This window comes from Bacillus horti (assembly GCF_030813115.1).
GTDB classification, from domain to species: Bacteria; Bacillota; Bacilli; order Caldalkalibacillales; family JCM-10596; genus Bacillus_CH; species Bacillus_CH horti.
Map to the genome: position 1 here is coordinate 29,700 of NZ_JAUSTY010000013.1, position 18,781 is coordinate 48,480.

An 18,781-nucleotide genomic window follows, 5' to 3' on the forward strand; every position below is an offset into this window, starting at 1 on the left:
TTACAACAGTACAATAATCGAGGTGAGTCAAAGTGATCTATTTTGATCATGCTGCTTCTTCATGGCCAAAGCCAGAGGGTGTGGCAGAAGCGGTAGCTCAGGCGATAAATGAATACGCAGCAAACCCTGGTAGGGGAGGGCATCAGCTAGCCCGACAAGCTAATGCTAAGATTAGAGAAACGCGTGCATTATTAGCACAGTTTTTTAATATTCAAGACCCTAGAAATTTGATCTTTTGCTCGAACGCCACTCATGCATTGAATCAAGCTATACAGGGGATTGTATGGGAAGCGGGAGATCGAGTGATTTCTACATCCTATGAGCATAACTCAGTAAGAAGACCGCTCGAATACATTCGGGAAGAATATGGGGTAGAGGTAGATTATATACAGGTGCAGGACAACGGAAGCTTGTCTTTAGAGGAATTAGAAAGTAGCTTGGATGAAAATACAAAACTAATAGCAGTGACACATGTTTCTAATGTGACTGGAGCGATTTTACCTCTTGCTGAAATCAGTGTTATCGCGCGGAAAAAGAATATTCCCTTGCTGGTGGATGCTTCTCAATCTGCTGGTTTCGTTCCCCTTGATGTAGATGAGCTTGGGATAAGTCTTCTAGCATTTCCGGGACATAAGGGGTTATATGGGCCTCAGGGTACGGGAGCATTATATATAGCTCCAGACTTGAATTTGACACCTCTCCTACATGGTGGGACAGGCAGTCATTCTGAATTAAAGGAACAACCCGGGGAACGTCCAGCTAGGTATGAGTCAGGGACATTAAATACACCAGGAATTGCAGGATTGGGTGCTGGTGTTAAATTTCTTTTAGAGCGGGGAATGGAAACAATCTTCAAGGAGGAACAGGAGCTAACGATCTATGCTCTTACTCAGCTATCAGAGGTTCAAGGTGTGCAAATCTATGGTCCAGGCTTAGGTGAGGAGAGGGCACCCGTTATTGCTTTTAATATAGAAGGAATTGCTTCTCAGGAGCTTGCTCATATACTAGACCAGCATTATTCGATTGCCACAAGGGCAGGATTGCATTGTTCTCCATTAGGACATGAAAGTATAAAAACGGAGCAAATAGGCGCTGTGAGAATAAGCTTCGGTCTATTTAATACGAAGCAGGAGGTAGATCAGCTTATTGTTGCCTTAAATGAGATTCGGGATGGGATGCTTGGCTTTGTCTAAAGTTATTCTGATTAAGAAGTAATTTAAGGTCTGTAGGAAATTAATAATTTCATATAAGCAATTACGATTTGTTAAAACTAATTATAAATTGTTATAAGCTCATCGTTATTCATAGGAATGTAGAATGTATAGCTGTAGGTAATGATAACTATTGAGATAAAGCAGGGGCTTGTTAAAGTGAAGGAGTAGCATAGATGATTCTAACAGGTGTGATCGTCAACACAATTGCCATTGTAGTTGGAGCTATACTAGGACAGGTATTTTCTAATTTAAAGCAGGAAATGAAGGAAACGATTTTAAAAGCGATTGGAATTGTTATTATTCTGTTAGGGCTACAAATGGCTTTTCAGGTGAATGAAATTCTTATTGTACTTTTTAGCTTAGCCCTTGGTGGCGTTCTTGGTGAATGGTTGAATATTGAACAGAGGCTAGAGAGCGCAGGTAAGTGGATTGAAAGGAAAGCAGGGAAGCGACTTAAAGGGAATGTGTCTCAGGCGTTTGTCACAACAACGTTAATTTACTGTATTGGGGCGATGGCTGTGGTCGGCTCTTTGGATAGTGGCTTGAGGCAGGAGCATGATGTGCTTTATACAAAAGCTTTTTTAGATGGATTTACAGCGATTATTTTTTCTTCTACATTAGGGATAGGTGTAATGTTCTCCGCTATCCCCGTGTTTCTCTATCAAGGGGCCATTGCTTTTGGAGCAACGTTTATCCAGTATGTGCTGTCTCCTGAGCTGATTGATAAGCTAATTGTTGATCTAACGGCAACAGGTGGAATCCTCATAGTAGCGATCGGTTTAAATATGCTAGAGATCGTAAAAATACGAATAGGAAACCTTCTTCCGGCCTTGTTGGTCTCTGCTATTCTGACTCTCATCTATCATTATATACAGTTATAGTTTTTTCTAAATATCAGATTGTCTTTATAAACGAAAGTGAGAAGCAGCAGTGATCCAAAGTTACACAGCTTTATCACATGAGCATTGAATCACTGACTTTGAATATGGTATCGGACAACCTCCTTGCTAGGAGGTTCTTTTGGTTGCTGGAGTTTCACCGAGGCTTGATAGATAGCCTGAGCGATTTTCTCTGCCATACTCATGACAACCGATAACCGAGTGTTTTGCAAAACGAAGTATTCCATAAATCCCCCAACATTCACAATGCCCGTAAGATGTAGCTGCCCAATTTCGGGCAGTTTTTTCTGTACACCAGCCCCTGGTTTTAGAGCTCCCTGACCCAAGGTAATCATGCCTACACTTTTCAAGTCTCCTAAACAAGCATCTATAGCGATAATATAGGGCCATTTATGCTCTTCTTTGATAGCAATAACGGTGTCTGCTAAATTCATAGCGTGGACAGGCTGGTCTAAAGTGCCATAGACGTGCAGCCCCTCCATCTTTAATTCGTTTAGCTTCGTACCAATTAGTGGACCTAACGCGTCACCGGTGGATCGATCCGTTCCTATACAGGCCAGGACAATGTCATAAAAAGAGTGCTTGTTTAATAAAGTGGAGTAAAGAGAGTTGGACAATCTTTCAACAAGCTGGGTGCTTTGATAGGAGTCGCGAAACATAGGTTCAGATGGGAGAGTATTTCGTTGATTTTCCATAAGCTACCTCCTTCAATGGGATAAGTATTACCAGTATAGGAAAAGCCCTTTGAAAATATACGCGGAATGATTGGGATCTACATGCTTAGTTCGTCAAGTGATAAAGGGGGATATGAACATGCCAAATATCCGGGTGTTTTGGAATGGCTTAAAAATAGCATTTCTTATCATGGGAACCACGATTGGTGCAGGATTTGCTTCAGGGAGAGAGCTTTGGGAGTTCTTTGCTTCCTACGGCTCTTCTAGCAGTATGTACGTGGTTCTTTCTATTCTTCTCTTCTCAATAAGCTGTTATATTATTCTGACGATTAGTCAGCGTATTCAAGCTCATAATTATACATATGTGTTAAAGGAGCTAGTTGGAAGCAAATTAGGGAAAATGTACGACTTTTTCATCCTTATTTATTTACTTTCGACCACAGTCATTATGTTTGCGGGTAGTGGTGCCGCTTTACAGTATTGGTCTATTCCCTATTGGGCTGGAGTGGCTATTCTCGGTGTATGTGTACTACTAGCTTTTATAAAAGGGTTCGAGGGTGTCATATCTTTAAATAGTATTCTAATTCCTGTCTTAATTATGACTCTTATTGCTGTGTGTCTTATGTTTATTGAAGCAGGGTATGGGGAAAAAACAGACGTATTGTCTGAGCAAAATATTCTCTCGTCGGCCATTACCTTTACAGCCTTTAACATCCTACCGCTAATCGCTATTTTATCTGTCGTTGGTCGATCACTTAAACCTGTAGAGATTAAGGTTGCTAGTGTGGCCTGTGCAATAGGATTATGTGCGGTAGCTGTGCTTTATAACGAAACACTGCTCCGTATCTCCAGCGATATCATGTTCTATGAGGTTCCTTTATATGCCATTTTGAGGTACTTCTCGGTGGAACTAACCTTACTTGTGTCGTTTGTACTATGGCTAGCGATTTACACCACGGCTATCAGTGGAGTGTTTGGGATAATATCTAGAGCCGAAAAGCTATATCTTCCCAAGTGGCTATTAGCAGGAGGATTAATGCTTCTCATCATTCCTATGACACGTTTTGGGTTCTCCAATTTGGTGAAGCTACTTTATCCTCTGTATGGTGTATTAAATCTTTTTATCCTCGCGATGATCCTGCTTTATCCGTTGGCGAAGAGGGAAAAAATGAGGTAAGATGGTAAATAAGTTAGTCCTGTACATCATAATTGTAGAAAACGTGCAATCAGAGAATACAATCAGACGAAGCAAAATCGAATACAGGAGGGACAAAGAAATGAATGATTCCGGTGGGTTACAGAACTTATGGAACAATACGTATGAATGGCTGAGCAGGCCAGAGCTATGGCTGCATATAGGCTCCGTAGCGGTCAAAATTTTTCTTATCTATTTAGCGGCAAAAATATGTATTGGCATCTTTAAGAAAACGGTTGATCGAATGCTAAGGGAGCGTGTCAAAGGACCTGTACAGCTCTCTCAAAAAAGGTCTAAGACACTATCTAGCCTTTTAAATAACATTGCGGTAAATGTGATTTACTTTATTGCCATTCTCTTGATTTTAGCGGAATTTAATATTGCTTTAGGACCATTATTGGCAGGTGCTGGAGTAGTTGGGTTAGCGATAGGCTTTGGGGCACAAGGCTTAGTAAAGGATGTTGTCACTGGATTTTTTATCATTTATGAGGATCAGTTTTCTGTAGGTGACTATATTGATACAGCTGGTTACTCGGGTACAGTTCAGGAAATTGGCTTAAGGGTAACGAAAATAAAGGATTGGACTGGTAAAATTCATATCATACCTAACGGCTCGATCACTCATGTGACGAATCACTCAAAAGAAAATGGCGTAGCTGTGCTTGATGTGGGTGTTCCTTTAAAAGAGGATATCAGCCGAGTCGAAGGGGTTGTTGAGGCCGTAGCAAGGTATGTGAAGGAAAAGGAAGAAGCGGTTATTGGCGAGCCTGTAATTATGGGTGTTGAGGAGTTGAGTGGATCGGGTACGGTCATTCGCTTAACGCTAGAGTGTCAGCCTATGACTCATTGGGCCATAACTAGAAAGCTGCGTAGGGAACTGAAGGAAGAGTTCGAGAAGCTAGAGATTGAAATGAAGTAGGAGTTTGGTCAAGGGACTAGACGATAGAAGATAGGGGAGCCTGATGAGCATGGTGGAGAAAAAGTATCAGCTGAATGATGTGGTACAAATGAAAAAGCCGCATCCTTGTGGGGAAAATAGGTGGAAGATTATTCGCATGGGGATGGACATCCGCATAAAATGCTTAAAATGCGAGCATAGTGTGATGATGGCGCGCAGCCATTTTGATAAGAGACTGAAGAAGGTACTAGAGACGGAGCAGCAGGAAGGGTAGAGCTAGTTTTCGGTAGGCAAGGAACGTAAGAGGTTCCTAGTAGAAAGGGCAGGACAGAATAGAGAAAGATGTAGAGGTTGAGGTTTTAGTGTAGGGATGGGAGGCCAAGGACATGAGCGTTGTTCAGCATACGGAGAGAAGTAGAGGTAGTGAAGCAGAAATTGATAAACAGCAAAAGCAACAGAAGCATAAAACAGCCTGTCCTTTAAACTGCTGGGATGTCTGTGGCTTTGAGGTAACCACGGCAGACGGCAAGGTTAAAAAGGTAGAGGGAGACTCTGCTCATCCGATTACTCAAGGTAAAATATGTGGCAAGGGTGTCATGCTTGCTGATCGAGCGAATCATCCTGACCGCCTCTTGTATCCGTTAAAGAAGGTAGATGGTCAGTTCGAAAGAATTTCCTGGGAGCAGGCTCTAGATGAGATTGCCACAGCTATGCAAAAGGTGAAGAAGGAGTACGGCTCTACAGCTGTACTACATAGCCATGACTATTCCAATGGTGGTCTGCTCAAGAATTTAGACCAGCGCTTCTTTAATGCGTATGGAGGCATTACAGAGCTTGTAGGAAGTCTTTGCTGGGGGGCAGGCATTGAGGCCCAAATGGTCGATTTCGGTAGCGCCTATAGTCATGATCCAGATGATTTGAAGAACAGCCAAACGATTGTGGTATGGGGCAGAAATGTTACAGCCACTAATATGCATCTCTATCCCTATATACAGAAGGCTAAGAAAAGAGGAGCTAAGCTTATTGTTATAGATCCCTTAGCGACTGGTATAACCCGTATAGCTGATCAGCATGTGAAGGTTCGTCCAGGGATGGATGGAGTATTAGCACTTATCATCATTAAGAAGCTGGTGGAGCAGGGACTACAAGCAGAAGACTTTCTAAAGCATCATACCCATGGATATGAGGAGTTTTTGAAGCAGGTGATTGAGCCCCTATCCTTGGATCAAGCGATAGAGTGGACAGAGGTCCCAGAGGAAGTAATCAATGAATTAGTTCATGCCTTTAGTGTAGGAAGACCGACGTGTACCTTGCTTGGGTTAGGACTGCAAAGATACAGCAACGGTGGAAATACGATTCGGGCTATTGATGCGCTTGTAGCGATCTCTGGAAATATCGGTATTCCTGGTGGAGGAGCCAATTATGCTCATCTAGGGGTAGGACGTAGCTTTAATACGACCGCTTTGGCTCACTCTGAGCGAAAGCAGGCAGGACGAACGTTTACCCGTATGACTCAGGCAGATGAGGTGCTTGAGGCTCGGAATCCGTCCATTAAAATGCTATTTGTCACGAGAGGAAATCCACTTGTACAGGTTCCTGATGCGTCAAAAACGTATCAAGCGTTTAGCCAAATTGAAACGAAGGTGGTTATCGATCAGTTTATGACCGATACGGCGAAGGTGGCTGATTATGTGCTACCGTGTACAACGGTATTTGAAGAGGAGGATATTTATTACGCCTCCATGTTTCATAGCTTTGTCACGTATGGAAAGCAAGTTGTTGAGCCTTATGGAGAGGCGAAGTCTGATAGAGAAATATGGACTTTGCTCGCTGAGCGCTTAGGCTTCGGAGATGAGTTTGCTTATACAGTCGAAGAGTTTCTAGAAATGGGGATACCCTCTCTGGCTGAGCAGGGTATTACGTTAGAGCGTTTAAAGCAGGAGACGACGGTGAAGCTTCAGCTTGAACCTGTTCCCTGGAAGGATTTTCGTTTTGAAACGCCTTCTGGTAAATTTGAGTTCCATTCAATAAAGCTAGAAGAAGAGAAGCGAGAGCCTATGATTCAGTTAATGCTTCCAGAGGAAAGTAGATGGAGTAGGCCAGAGCTTGCTAGTCGATATCCTTACTCGTTGCTCTCTATTCACCCGCAGCGTTCTTTACATTCTCAGCATTTCCATCTTGTGCAGGCCCTGCAGAGTCCACGAATTGAAGTCTCTGAATATATTGCTAGGCAGGAAGGTCTTACTGATGGCGATCAGATTGAGATATTCAATGATCGGGGTGTGTTTAGAGGGAGAGTGAAGATCGTTGTCGGTACTCATCCAACGACCATTAACGTGGATGAAGGACGCTGGCAGGAGTTTGGAGGTACAATTAATCAGCTAACTCCCAATACGATTTCTGACGTAGGCTTAGGAAGTACATTGTATGATTGCTTGGTTGGAATTAGAAAGCTAGGTTAGTCAGATATTTTTTAAGAGATCAGCAGACTGGTGTTAAGCATATTTTTCGAAAATAGGCATGTGATGAATCCGCCAAAGAATAAACCTGCATATGGTAAATAAAAGTATTCGTTTACCCAATACTTGTAAAGGGGATTGAACAATGCAGGGGAAAAATGTAGAGGAGCGACCGGTATACGGTATAGTCGTTTCTTCGGGTGAGCAGAAGGATGGTGAACACACCCATGATATGTACTTAATTTCATGGGATGGCAGACAAGTCCATGTCCACAACTTTAAAGGAGTCACGTCGTTTGATGTTGGTCATAGACATAGATATGTAGGGACGACAGCTCCTGCTCCAAGCGGTGTACAGCACACTCATGCTTACCAGACTACTACCTCGTATGATGATGGTCACACTCATGTTATTACAGGAAGAACAGGACCCGCTGTTCCTTTATCTGGTGGGGGGCACTTTCATTACTTTGAGGGCGTGACGACGGTAAACGGCCGAACACCACATACTCATCGTTACTCGGGAAGAACATCAGACGAATTTTAGGAAGCAACATCGTGAGTTTTACAAATGAATAGGATACAATGAATAGGATAGAAATAAAACGCAGGAAATTGGAATAACAGAGATAGTACATTATAATTATAAAAGGAGACCTTGGTCATGAGCTGACTCGGGATCTCCCTTTTTTTATCGGTTTTATTTGCCTTCTATGTGCTTCGAGTGATTATTGGTTCATGATATCATTAACAACAATTTCATAGATGATCGTTCCATAGAAATAGGTTGCTACGGCAAGAAGTCCAACGACAGCCATGATTATAATACCTTTTACGGAAAAGATACGTTTCATTGTTTTCACCTCGAGATTATTGTACACAGTTTGTCTGGAAACAGCAATGATTATGCAGTATAAATAATAGGCCATTAAAGCTGAGGAATGCGAGAATGTCGCTTTCAGAATCGATCAGCCTATGTTACCGTTTAAGAGTTTTCCGTATACAATAGAATCTTTCCAATACTTTTTCTACTTTCTATTAATTGATGGGCTAGTGCAGCGTCTTTCAAGGGTAATTTTTTACCTATTTTAATCTTAATTTGTCCATTGGCTAACATACGCATGACTTGTAAAGAAGTATCCTTTAATACTTCTGGCTGTTCTTTCCTTGTTGTTCCCAAGCTATACCCAAGAACAGAACGACAGCTTGAATGGAGTTCACCCATTTGAAGCTTTCCATATTTTCCACTTGAATTTCCGAATACAACTAAGCGACCATAGTTAGCTAAACACTCCATACTTTGCTCAGTTATTTCCCCACCAATAGAATCCAAGATAATATTGACACCGTTACCATCAGTTAATTCATTCACTTTCAGTGAAAAATTTCCATTAGTGTAGCATAACACATGATCTGCTCCAGCTTCTACGGCTACAGGAATTTTTGTTTCATCGCCTACAGTACCAATAATCGTTTTTGCCCCTAATCCTTTTGCAACTTGAATAGCTGTTGTTCCTACTCCTCCAGAGGCAGAATGAACGAGAACCTTGTCTCCATCTTGTAATTTGGCTACGTCAGTAAACAGCTTGTAGGACAAGAATGAGACAATGCCACATGATCCCGCAACATCAAAGCTAATATGATCTGGAATCGCAAAAGTTAAACTCTCATCAGCAATGATGTACTCTGCATACGAGCCATTATGAGGAAACGCCATTACTCTTTGCCCTACAAAAAAAGATGTTACTTTATCTCCAACTTGTTCGACGATACCAGACGCCTCAAGGCCAGGAATAAACGGAAGTTTCTCTTGTCTCTTATTGCCATATCTTGCTTTAACATCTGCAAAATTAACACTTGTTACCATAACACGAATTAAAACTTGTTTTGGACCTATTGGAGGTATTTCAATGTCTACATATTTCATATGTTCTGTTGAGCCGAACTGCTCTACAATAATGGCTTTAATTGTAATCACCTTCTTGTTTCGTTATGTAAAACCACGTTTCATTATATTGATTATATCCTATATTCAGAAAAATAACAAAGTTTATTCATAGAAAACAACAATATCAAGAAAACATTCTAATCTAATTGAAGCTAAAGCCATTTCGTTATATACTTTGGTATAGTGCGACAATAGAACAATTAGGATGTGAGATAAATGGGAATGTCATGTGGAGTTGTTGGACTTCCTAACGTAGGGAAATCAACATTATTTAATGCGATTACTCAAGCGGGGGCGGAGTCAGCGAACTATCCGTTTTGTACGATTGATCCAAACGTAGGGGTTGTTGAGGTTCCAGATGAGCGTTTGGTTCGTTTGACAGAGCTTGTTAAGCCGAATAAGGTTGTTCCTACAGCGTTTGAGTTTGTAGATATTGCAGGTTTGGTTAAAGGAGCTAGTCGTGGTGAGGGGTTAGGGAATAAGTTCCTAGCAAACATTCGTGAAGTGGATGCGATTGCTCATGTGGTACGTTGCTTTGTGGATGAGAACATCACTCACGTATCAGGTAGTGTGGATCCAGTTAGAGATATTGAGACGATTAACCTAGAGCTTATTCTAGCTGACTTAGAATCCGTGGAAAAGCGGATTGAGAGAGTAAAGAAAAGCTTAAAATCAGGAGATAAAAAGGTGAAGGCTGAGCATGATCTCTTAGTTCGTGTGCAGGAAGTGCTAGAGCAGGAGAAGCCAGCTCGAAGTCTTGAAGTAGAGGAAGAAGAAGCGAAGCTACTGAAGGAGTTTCATTTATTGACACAGAAGCCGGTTCTTTATGTGGCTAACGTTAGTGAGGATGAAATTACAGACGTAGAAGGCAATGAGTATGTAAAGCGTGTTAAGGAGTTTGCAGCTCAAGAGGGATCTGGAGTGGTTGTGATTAGCGCGAAGGTGGAGTCGGAAATTGCTGAGCTCGATGGAGAGGATAAAGAAATGTTCCTTCAGGAGCTTGGAATTGAAGAGTCTGGCTTGGATCAGCTCATTCGTGAGGCGTACAAGCTACTAGGCTTATATACGTATTTTACAGCTGGTGTACAAGAGGTACGTGCTTGGACGATCAAAAAGGGAATGAAGGCTCCTCAAGCAGCAGGAGTGATTCATACTGACTTTGAGCGTGGATTTATTCGTGCTGAGGTTGTCCACTATGATGATCTATCGGAAACGGGCTCTATGAACGCAGCGAAGGAAAAAGGCTTATTGCGTTTAGAAGGAAAGGATTATGTCGTTAAGGATGGCGATGTGATGCACTTCCGCTTTAATGTGTGATGATTTGAGATGGAGATTGATTGTCTAACCATTGATTATATCTTTTAAACCAAAAGCTTTCCATCACGCATAAAATTGGCGATGGAAAGCTTTTTACTTTACAAAGTGACATAAAAGGTACTAAAAAGAATTGTAGAAAACTGTTCCATCAGTACCTAAGCCTTTAATGGATATAGGTTTAGGCAAATCAACATCAAATATACCTAGGTAAACTTTGTAGTCCTTGTTATTTTTATAGGTATGGTAAACGCTGTCAACCTCTGTTTCAATATGCGTTATTTGATTATCTAGAATTACAGCATGGACGATATTTTTTCCATGTATACTCTCCGAGTATTTCCAGAATAAACTGTTCGATATTTCATTTCTATCAATGACACTTGACAAAATCTCATTATTATTTTCATCTAATACAAGTAGATGAGATTTGTTATTGACATCATATAGTAAATATTGAATATTTTCAGCATTTATCTCTATTTTACTCTCTATAGAAGTACTATTAGGGTATATTTGACTTTTATCACTATCCTTACTAAGAAGGACTACAAGTAGTACTATTAATGTAGATAAAGAAAGTAACACTAATATTGTTTTCCTTTGCATAAAACTCTCCTAATATAAGCTTTGTAAGAGTTTAGATTCTCTAAGTATTCTTTTTTTAAAACCGAAAATTCCCATTTCTTTCATCAGACCATCTATTCTCTGTGGTAGAAAAAGAAAAAGAAATTCCAGTTGCAGAAATGGTTATGCTTGACACTTCTGTACTATTCCAAGTATGGGCATAGCCTGCTTTATAAGAAACAATTGTACCCGTTGGAGTACCATCAGAAAATTCAAACCAAATTCGTCCCTGTCCTCTATGAGAATCATATTCATATTCCCAATTTCTAACTATTTGGTTATCTTGGAATCTCATTCCTAATCCATAGGAAGAATATTCTTTTTCCATAGTATTAGTTCTAACGAATTGTTCTCTTAAACCTGAATAAGTATAGAGAGTTTCATCAAAAATAGCTATATCACGATTAAGAATCTGAAGGGCAAATCCGTTATATCCCCCGCAGGCACCCCAACCACAGTCACTAAACCAATTTCTATTTTTCCATTCCCAGCCCCCACTTAAAACATATTGGCCAGTTGTTTGGTCATAATATAGATTGACTGTAATGTCAACATCGCTTGAAACTGAAGCTATAGATAAGTCTTCATTAGATCCAATATCTCCAAAATGTTCAATTTCTATAAGCCCAATATTTTCTTCCATATTATTCTTTAAATCTAATATTTCAGATTTTAAAGTGCTCGCTTCTATATAAAGCATATGATTTTCTTCCATATTTAGTTTGTTTGTTGATAAAGTAGATAGAATTTCATCGTACATCATTTCTTTTTCTTCGATTAATAAAAAGTAATCGTCGACTTCTTTATAACGTTCTGATAGCATTAATTGAAGTTCTGGATCTAACAGACTTAGATCAACTTTACCAGCAGTTAGATTATATTGACTACTAATGCTATCAACTGTTGAAGCGTAAGAATTATTACTAAACATTACCGAAATTAATAATACACCTATAAAAATATAAATCGACTTCTTCTTACCTAATTCCTCCCAAATTTTTATTTTCTAGTATAACTACTAGATTAATGACTACTTCTATATATAAATAACAATTCCTTCCCATATTTAATAATTAATACAAAAGAACTAGTAGATGGATTTATTTCAATAAAAATTGGAAATTAATATATCTATAGTAATGATTCATAGATTTAATAATATATTTGCCCTGGTGTAAATCAAGGGATAATAATTTACTAAAGGAGCTTCAAAAGTAAAAGAGATTAGATAAATTCTCAGTATCAATAACTTTTATATTTTCTAGATATTGTGCAGGTATTTAATGAAGAGAAAAGTTGGAGAAAGTATACAGTGGTCAGAAGAAGGCTATATATCAACGGTATGTATTAAGATAATTCTTGTGTAATAGGTACGTGTTTGGTATAATGACTAGATGTGAGAGCAATGTAGTATTTGTTTATGTACATTTACTCGCTCCTTGTTCCTACGGGAACCGCAAAGTCCAGAAGGAGGTGTCATACTATGCGTAAGTACGAAGTAATGTATATCGTACGCCCAGACCTTGAAGAGGAAGCAACAAAAGCAACAGTTGAACGTTACCAAACTGTGGTAACAGATAACGGTGGCGAAGTTGAAAAATTGGATGATAAGGGCAAACGTCGTTTAGCTTATGAAATCAATGACTATCGTGAGGGTTACTATGTATTGATGAACATCAATGCAAATCCTGCAGTAGTGGATGAGCTAGAGCGTCTATTTAACATCAACGAAGATATCATGCGTTTTATCGTTGTAAAAGAAGACGAATAGATTTCATTAGCATGGAAATGGGAGGGAGAAGCTCATGTTAAATCGAGTTGTCTTGATTGGTCGTCTTACTCGTGATCCTGAGTTGCGTTACACTCCAAATGGTGTGGCTGTAACCACGTTTACTTTGGCTGTTGATCGTCCTTATACGAATCAGCAGGGGCAAAGAGAAGCAGATTTTATTAACATTGTGACTTGGCGTGGTTTAGCAGAGACGTGTGCCAACTACCTAAAGAAGGGTCGTTTAACGGCTGCTGAGGGACGTTTGCAGATTCGTAACTACGAAAATAACGAGGGTCGCAAGGTTTATGTATCTGAGATTGTAGCAGATAATGTGCGCTTTTTGGAGTCTACACAAGGACAAGGTAATCAGGGTAATTACGGGAATGACTATCAGGGTAATGACCAGCAGGGGAATTATCAGCAGCAAGGACAAGGTCAATACCAGAGTCAAGGACAGAAATCTAATTTTAACGATGATCCCTTTGCCAGTGACGGCAAACCCATTGACATATCGGATGACGATTTACCGTTCTAAATCATTTATACCTACAAGGTCGTAAAGGAGGGAATACGATGGCTAGAAAACCAGGTCGTGGTGGTAAGCGCCGTAAGGTTTGTTACTTTACAGCGAACAAGATCACTAAAATTGACTATAAAGATACGGATTTACTGAAAAAGTTCATCAGTGAGCGTGGTAAAATTTTACCTCGTCGTGTAACTGGAACTGCAGCTAAATACCAACGTAAGCTTACAATTGCAATTAAACGTTCTCGCCAAATGGCATTAATGCCATACACGCAAGAATAGTTTTTCATAGAAGCGTAACATTGACAGGGTGGACCTTAGGGTTCACCCTGTTTTTATAAACAGAAGCTTTGCTTTATACCCGCGGTTTTTATATAATTATCTACATGTAACATGATTGGAGTGAAGCTCTGGAAATGAGAAATATTAGTGCCCTAACACATGGAGCGATAATGACAGGTGTTTTTATCGTCCTGTTATTCATTATGCTTTTTGTGCCATTGATTAATTTGATTGTTCTATTGTTTATGCCCCTTCCATTTATGATACATATGATGCGCTATGGCTGGAAGTCTACTCTTATCGTTGGTGTCGTTGCTTCTATCGTCACACTTATTTTACTTGCCCCGGCTGTTATTATAACGATTATGGCTCTAACTGTCGGTGGAGTGATGGGTTACTTTTATGCTCATAAGAAGGGGAGATTTTCTCCGATTATCGGTGGGGCCCTCACGTATTTAGCAAATTATTTGCTTATCCTGCTTTTAAGCTTGGTTCTATTTGATATTAATATGGTGCAGGTTTTGCAGCAGTACGTAACGGATATGGTGAATACAACGGAGGAGGCCAGCCATTTTTTACAGCTTCCTTTAAATGAAACACAGCTTGAGGCGTACAGAGAAAGTATTGGAATGGTAGCAGATATGTTTCCTGCTATTATGATTTTATCCTCCTTGCTTTTAGCTAGTTTAAATCATTTGATAAGTCGTCCTATCTTGAAGCGCTTAGGGCATGCTATTGAAGGGCTCCCTCCATTTAGAGAGTGGTCGTTCCCGAAATCTCTACTATTTTATTATTTGCTTTCCTTGCTTGTGTTTATTTTCAATATGGCTCAGCAGGGCAGTGCGATCTATATGATTGTTGTGAATATCCATCCCATTTTAGAGATTTTATTATATATCCAGGGCTTAGCCGTTATCGCTTATTATTCTCATCATAAAAAATGGGGGAAGACACTGCCAATTATTGCAGTTGTTTTGACCGTCTTTTTAGCAAGCTTTGCTACGCTGGTCATTCGTATGATTGGAATATTTGAATTGGGATTAGGAATTAGAAAAAGGCTTCAATCAAAGGAAAAGTAAGCATGAAAGAAAAACCAATACGAATTAGGGAGCTGAGAATATGCCAGGTTTCCTAGCGAATCAAACGCGGCGAAGATTATTCTTCGCTTTGACGCTGATCGCTGTTCTTCTTGCGTTGGCCGTGTCATGGTATGTGGAATGGATCATCGGTCTATCTGCCTTCCTGTTGCTAGCAGGTGTGGTTTTTCAATGGCTTCGGTCGGAGAAGAAGGCGGAGCTTGCTTTAGAGGAATATATAGCGACGCTGACGTATCGAGTAAAGAAGGTCGGAGAGGATATTGTTAGTGACTTACCGATGGGAATTATCCTATACGATGAGGAACGAAAGCTTGTCTGGAGCAACAAGTATATCACGGAGCTGTTGGCTGAAGAGGAATCGATTATTGGGCGACATTTAGTGGAAATGATTCCTAAGCTAGAGGCTGTGCTAGATCAAGCGGAGCTAAGAGGCACTTTTCGCTTTGAGGATGTCACGTTTGCGTTTATCCATGAACCAGAGGAGCGCAAAATTCATTTGTTTGATCAAACGGAATTTCAGCAGCTTCAGGTAAAGTATAAGCAGGAGCAGGTTGTGTTCATTCAGGTTCATGTCGATAATATTGATGAAGTAAGCCAGAGCTTGGATGAGCAGAGAAGGGCTCTCCTATTGAGTGAAGTGACGAAGATGATCGATCAGTGGGCGAAGGATGTAGGGATTTATTTACGGAGAACGTCTTCGGATAAGTTTTTTGGTGTGTTGACGGAGCAAACGCTAAAAAGGCTTGAGGAAGGTCGATTTGATATTCTAGATACGGTCAGAGAGAAAACTAGTAATAATCGGGTTCCTATTACTCTTAGTATCGGAGTAGGCTCTGGAGCAGATGATTTCGTCCAAAATGGTCAGCTAGCTCAATCCAGCCTAGATATCGCCTTGGGACGTGGTGGTGATCAGGCCGCGGTCAAGCGAGGCACTGGAAAGGTTACTTTTTACGGTGGAAAATCCAATGCAGTGGAAAAACGGACACGAGTAAGGGCAAGGGTCATCTCGCACGCGCTTAAGGATTTGATAAAGGAAAGTGATTATGTCTTTGTGATGGGGCATAAAGGACCAGACATGGACTCAGTTGGATCAGCGCTCGGTGTGCTTAAGGCAGTAGAGGTGAATGAGAAGCAAGGGTTTATCGTTTTGGATTTATCACAGCCTGCACCGGGCATCACGAGGCTGTTAGAGGAAATCAAGCAGGATGAAGATATTGCCAAGCATTTTATTTCGCCGGCGAAAGCGTTAGAATTAAAGACAGAGGAAAGCTTGCTTGTGATGGTGGATATGCATAAGCCATCTCTTGCGCTTGAGAGCAAGCTGATCGATCAGATCCCAAGAAGAGTGGTAATCGATCATCACCGCAGAGGAGAAGAATTTATTCCTGATCCGTTGCTGGTCTATATCGAGCCTTATGCGTCGTCTACGAGTGAGCTTGTTACAGAGCTTTTGGAATATCAGAGCAGTCGAATTCAGATGCATCCTCTTGAAGCGACAGCTATGCTAGCCGGAATTGTGGTAGATACGAATCACTTTGCTTTCCGTACTGGCTCGAGAACGTTTGAAGCAGCGTCTTATTTAAGACATCATGGAGCAGACACGGGTCTGATTCAAAAGCTGTTAAAGGAGGATAAGGAGCAGTTTGTCCTTCGAGCGAAAATGGTGGAGGATGCGGAGCTCTACCGAGGGAACATTGCCATATCTGTTGCTGAAATGAGTGAGAAATATGGGCAGGTGCTCATTGCTCAGGCGGCAGATACACTGTTGAAAATGAACCGAGTAGTCGCTTCGTTTGTGCTGAGTCAGAGGGCTGATGGTGTGGTTACGATCAGTGCGCGTTCCTTAGGTGATTTAAATGTGCAGGTCATCATGGAAAAAATGGGGGGCGGCGGTCATTTGACGAATGCGGCCACTCAGCTTGAGGATACGAATGTTGAAGAAGCTCTTGAGCAAGTGAAGTCAGTGATTGATGAACATATAGAAGGGAGAGAGGAAGGATGAAGGTTATTTTACAGCAGGATGTAAAAGGAATTGGGAAAAAGGGTGAAATCAAGGATGTATCAGAGGGGCATGCACGTAACTATCTGTTTCCTCGAAAGCTAGCGATTGAAGCAAACCAAGGAAATATGAAGACTCATTCCGCACAGGAGAAAAGTAAGGAAAAGAAGGCTCAGCAAGAAGTCGATGCAGCGAAGGCTCTAGCAGCGAAGCTAGAACAGGAGAAGATTTCGATCAAGGCGAAGGCTGGAGAAGGTGGACGATTGTTCGGTGCGGTAACGAGCAAGCAAATTGCTGAGGCTTTGACGAAGAAGAAGTATAAGGTGGATAAAAGGAAGATTCAGCTTGATGAGCCGATCCGCTCGTTAGGTGTCACTCAGGTTCCTTTGAAGCTGCATGCGGAAGTTACGGCAACGCTTCATGTTCATGTGGTTGAAGAGAAATGAGTGACTTATTCCTAGATCGGACTCCCCCTCATAATATAGAGGCTGAACAGGCTGTGATTGGAGCAGTATTTTTAGAGCCTGATGCTTTAATCAGCGCCGTAGAGTTCATTCAAGCTGAGGATTTTTATCGGACGACACATCAGCGTATCTTTGAAATCATGCAGGAGCTAGCTGAAGCTGGTCAGCCTGTAGATTTGATTACAGTCACGTCAGAGCTGCAGGATCGCAAGTGGCTTGAGGACGTGGGGGGAGTAAGCTACTTAAGTGATGTAGCGAATTCCGTTCCAACGGCAGCTAACGTGGCGTATTATGCGAAAATGGTGCAGGAAAAAGCTCTGCTTCGCCGTCTGATCAAAGTGGCTACTCAGATCGTCAGCAGCGGGTATTCCACTCAGGATGAAGTGGAAGAGGTCCTGTCTCAGGCTGAAAGAAGTATCATGGATTTGTCGGGAAGCCGGACAAATGATGGCTTTGTAGCGATTAAAGATGTATTGCTAGAGACGTATGAGCGAATTGAAACACTGCACAACTCATCTAGTGACTTGACGGGAATGGCTACGGGATATCGCGATTTGGATAAGATGACATCTGGGTTCCAGCGCTCCGATTTGTTTATCCTAGCCGCAAGACCGTCTGTAGGAAAAACGGCGTTTGCTTTAAATGTTGCTCAGAATGTGGCGGCTCGGGCGAATGAAACAGTAGCTATATTCTCCCTTGAGATGTCAGCGTCTCAGCTGGTACAGCGTATGCTTTGTGCGGAAGGAAACATCGACGCAAACCGGATGAGAACGGGGACGTTTAAGGAAGAGGATTGGGAGAAGCTAACGATGGCGATTGCTACGCTTTCCAAGGCCAGCATCTATATTGATGATACTCCCGGTATTACGGTTGGACAGATTCGTTCGAAGTGTCGTCGCTTGAAGGCTGAGCATGGCTTGGGGATGATCCTGATCGACTACCTACAGCTTATTCATGGCTCGGGGAAGGAAAACAGGCAGCAGGAAATTTCCATGATCTCTCGAACGTTAAAGACGATCGCCAGGGAGCTGGATTGTACAGTGATTGCTCTATCTCAGCTCAGCCGTGCGGTGGAGCAAAGGCAGGATAAACGTCCAATGCTTTCTGATTTGAGGGAATCGGGATCAATCGAGCAGGATGCGGATATTGTGGCCTTTTTATACCGTGATGATTACTATGATCAGGAAAGTGAGAACAAGAACGTAATTGAGATCATAATCGCTAAGCAGCGTAATGGTCCGGTTGGTAAGGTCGAGCTGGCGTTTTTGAAGGAATATAATAAGTTTGTGAATCTGAGTCGTCAGGATGAGCCGCAGGCACCTCCTGGGGCATAGTGTTATATGTGAAATCGTAAGCTTACGGTAGTAATAGAGAAGTAAAAAAGAAGTAGAAGAAGAAGAAAAGATGTAAGGGGA

At 41.4% G+C, this 18,781-nt stretch carries 20 protein-coding genes; 15 read left to right on the plus strand and 5 right to left on the minus strand.

Annotated elements, in window-relative coordinates; genetic code table 11:
* The first annotated feature begins 32 nt into the window (after nt 1-32).
* Together J2S11_RS14855 and J2S11_RS14860 are read left to right on the plus strand one after the other, a co-directional pair.
* Nucleotides 33-1,193, plus strand: a complete 1,161-nt coding sequence (locus J2S11_RS14855) for an aminotransferase class V-fold PLP-dependent enzyme (protein ID WP_307395848.1) — start codon at nt 33-35, stop codon at nt 1,191-1,193.
* Between the two features lie 194 nt (nt 1,194-1,387).
* On the plus strand, nt 1,388-2,095 hold the full coding sequence (locus J2S11_RS14860; RefSeq protein WP_307395849.1) for a DUF554 domain-containing protein: 708 nt from the start codon (nt 1,388-1,390) through the stop codon (nt 2,093-2,095).
* Nucleotides 2,096-2,184: 89 nt separating this feature from the next.
* Here J2S11_RS14860 and yyaC read toward each other — a convergent pair whose 3' ends face one another.
* On the minus strand, nt 2,185-2,808 hold the full coding sequence (gene yyaC / locus J2S11_RS14865; protein ID WP_307395850.1) for a spore protease YyaC: 624 nt from the start codon (nt 2,806-2,808) through the stop codon (nt 2,185-2,187).
* 118 nt (nt 2,809-2,926) lie between these two features.
* On the opposite strand from yyaC, the gene J2S11_RS14870 reads away from it, so the two are divergent.
* The 5 genes from J2S11_RS14870 (at nt 2,927) to J2S11_RS14890 (ending at nt 7,886) form a co-directional block, all read left to right on the plus strand.
* The gene (locus tag J2S11_RS14870) at nt 2,927-3,964 is read left to right on the plus strand and encodes a YkvI family membrane protein (protein WP_307395852.1); all 1,038 of its coding nucleotides are present in this window, start codon (nt 2,927-2,929) and stop codon (nt 3,962-3,964) included.
* 100 nt (nt 3,965-4,064) lie between these two features.
* The gene (locus J2S11_RS14875) at nt 4,065-4,901 is read left to right on the plus strand and encodes a mechanosensitive ion channel family protein (protein WP_307395854.1); all 837 of its coding nucleotides are present in this window, start codon (nt 4,065-4,067) and stop codon (nt 4,899-4,901) included.
* Nucleotides 4,902-4,950: 49 nt separating this feature from the next.
* Complete coding sequence (locus J2S11_RS14880; RefSeq protein ID WP_307395855.1) at nt 4,951-5,154, plus strand: DUF951 domain-containing protein; 204 nt, start codon at nt 4,951-4,953, stop codon at nt 5,152-5,154.
* Nucleotides 5,155-5,266: 112 nt separating this feature from the next.
* Nucleotides 5,267-7,342, plus strand: a complete 2,076-nt coding sequence (locus J2S11_RS14885; RefSeq protein WP_307395857.1) for a molybdopterin-dependent oxidoreductase — start codon at nt 5,267-5,269, stop codon at nt 7,340-7,342.
* Between the two features lie 142 nt (nt 7,343-7,484).
* Entirely contained in the window at nt 7,485-7,886 is a 402-nt protein-coding gene (locus J2S11_RS14890) for a YmaF family protein (RefSeq protein ID WP_307395859.1), read from the plus strand.
* A gap of 181 nt (nt 7,887-8,067) precedes the next feature.
* On the opposite strand, the gene J2S11_RS14895 is transcribed toward J2S11_RS14890, so the two are convergent.
* Together J2S11_RS14895 and J2S11_RS14900 are read right to left on the minus strand one after the other, a co-directional pair.
* Nucleotides 8,068-8,193: a hypothetical protein gene (locus J2S11_RS14895; RefSeq protein ID WP_307395861.1), complete on the minus strand. Its 126-nt coding sequence runs from the start codon at nt 8,191-8,193 to the stop codon at nt 8,068-8,070.
* A 131-nt stretch (nt 8,194-8,324) separates the two neighbouring features.
* On the minus strand, nt 8,325-9,308 hold the full coding sequence (locus J2S11_RS14900) for a quinone oxidoreductase family protein (RefSeq protein ID WP_307395985.1): 984 nt from the start codon (nt 9,306-9,308) through the stop codon (nt 8,325-8,327).
* 195 nt (nt 9,309-9,503) lie between these two features.
* Here J2S11_RS14900 and ychF point away from each other — a divergent pair, with 195 nt between their 5' ends.
* Nucleotides 9,504-10,604, plus strand: a complete 1,101-nt coding sequence (gene ychF / locus J2S11_RS14905; RefSeq protein ID WP_307395863.1) for a redox-regulated ATPase YchF — start codon at nt 9,504-9,506, stop codon at nt 10,602-10,604.
* 120 nt (nt 10,605-10,724) lie between these two features.
* Here the strand turns inward: ychF and J2S11_RS14910 are convergent, their stop codons facing one another.
* Both J2S11_RS14910 and J2S11_RS14915 read right to left on the minus strand, forming a co-directional pair.
* Nucleotides 10,725-11,210, minus strand: a complete 486-nt coding sequence (locus J2S11_RS14910) for a hypothetical protein (protein WP_307395865.1) — start codon at nt 11,208-11,210, stop codon at nt 10,725-10,727.
* A gap of 55 nt (nt 11,211-11,265) precedes the next feature.
* The gene (locus J2S11_RS14915; protein WP_307395866.1) at nt 11,266-12,159 is read right to left on the minus strand and encodes a hypothetical protein; all 894 of its coding nucleotides are present in this window, start codon (nt 12,157-12,159) and stop codon (nt 11,266-11,268) included.
* Between the two features lie 552 nt (nt 12,160-12,711).
* On the opposite strand from J2S11_RS14915, the gene rpsF reads away from it, so the two are divergent.
* The 7 genes from rpsF (at nt 12,712) to dnaB (ending at nt 18,700) form a co-directional block, all read left to right on the plus strand.
* Nucleotides 12,712-12,999: a 30S ribosomal protein S6 gene (gene rpsF, locus J2S11_RS14920; RefSeq protein WP_307395868.1), complete on the plus strand. Its 288-nt coding sequence runs from the start codon at nt 12,712-12,714 to the stop codon at nt 12,997-12,999.
* 34 nt (nt 13,000-13,033) lie between these two features.
* Nucleotides 13,034-13,534 carry a single-stranded DNA-binding protein gene (ssb, locus tag J2S11_RS14925; protein WP_307395870.1) on the plus strand — a complete coding sequence of 167 codons (501 nt, stop codon included), beginning with the start codon at nt 13,034-13,036 and terminating at the stop codon, nt 13,532-13,534.
* A 38-nt stretch (nt 13,535-13,572) separates the two neighbouring features.
* Complete coding sequence (gene rpsR / locus J2S11_RS14930; RefSeq protein ID WP_307395871.1) at nt 13,573-13,806, plus strand: 30S ribosomal protein S18; 234 nt, start codon at nt 13,573-13,575, stop codon at nt 13,804-13,806.
* A gap of 134 nt (nt 13,807-13,940) precedes the next feature.
* Complete coding sequence (locus J2S11_RS14935; protein ID WP_307395873.1) at nt 13,941-14,885, plus strand: YybS family protein; 945 nt, start codon at nt 13,941-13,943, stop codon at nt 14,883-14,885.
* Between the two features lie 40 nt (nt 14,886-14,925).
* Complete coding sequence (locus J2S11_RS14940) at nt 14,926-16,905, plus strand: DHH family phosphoesterase (protein WP_307395875.1); 1,980 nt, start codon at nt 14,926-14,928, stop codon at nt 16,903-16,905.
* Complete coding sequence (gene rplI, locus J2S11_RS14945) at nt 16,902-17,348, plus strand: 50S ribosomal protein L9 (RefSeq protein ID WP_307395877.1); 447 nt, start codon at nt 16,902-16,904, stop codon at nt 17,346-17,348. Before J2S11_RS14940 ends, rplI begins: the two co-directional genes overlap by 4 nt.
* A complete protein-coding gene (gene dnaB / locus J2S11_RS14950; protein ID WP_307395879.1) occupies nt 17,345-18,700 on the plus strand; it encodes a replicative DNA helicase in 1,356 nt (451 codons plus the stop codon). Before rplI ends, dnaB begins: the two co-directional genes overlap by 4 nt.
* The last annotated feature ends 81 nt before the right edge of the window (nt 18,701-18,781 follow it).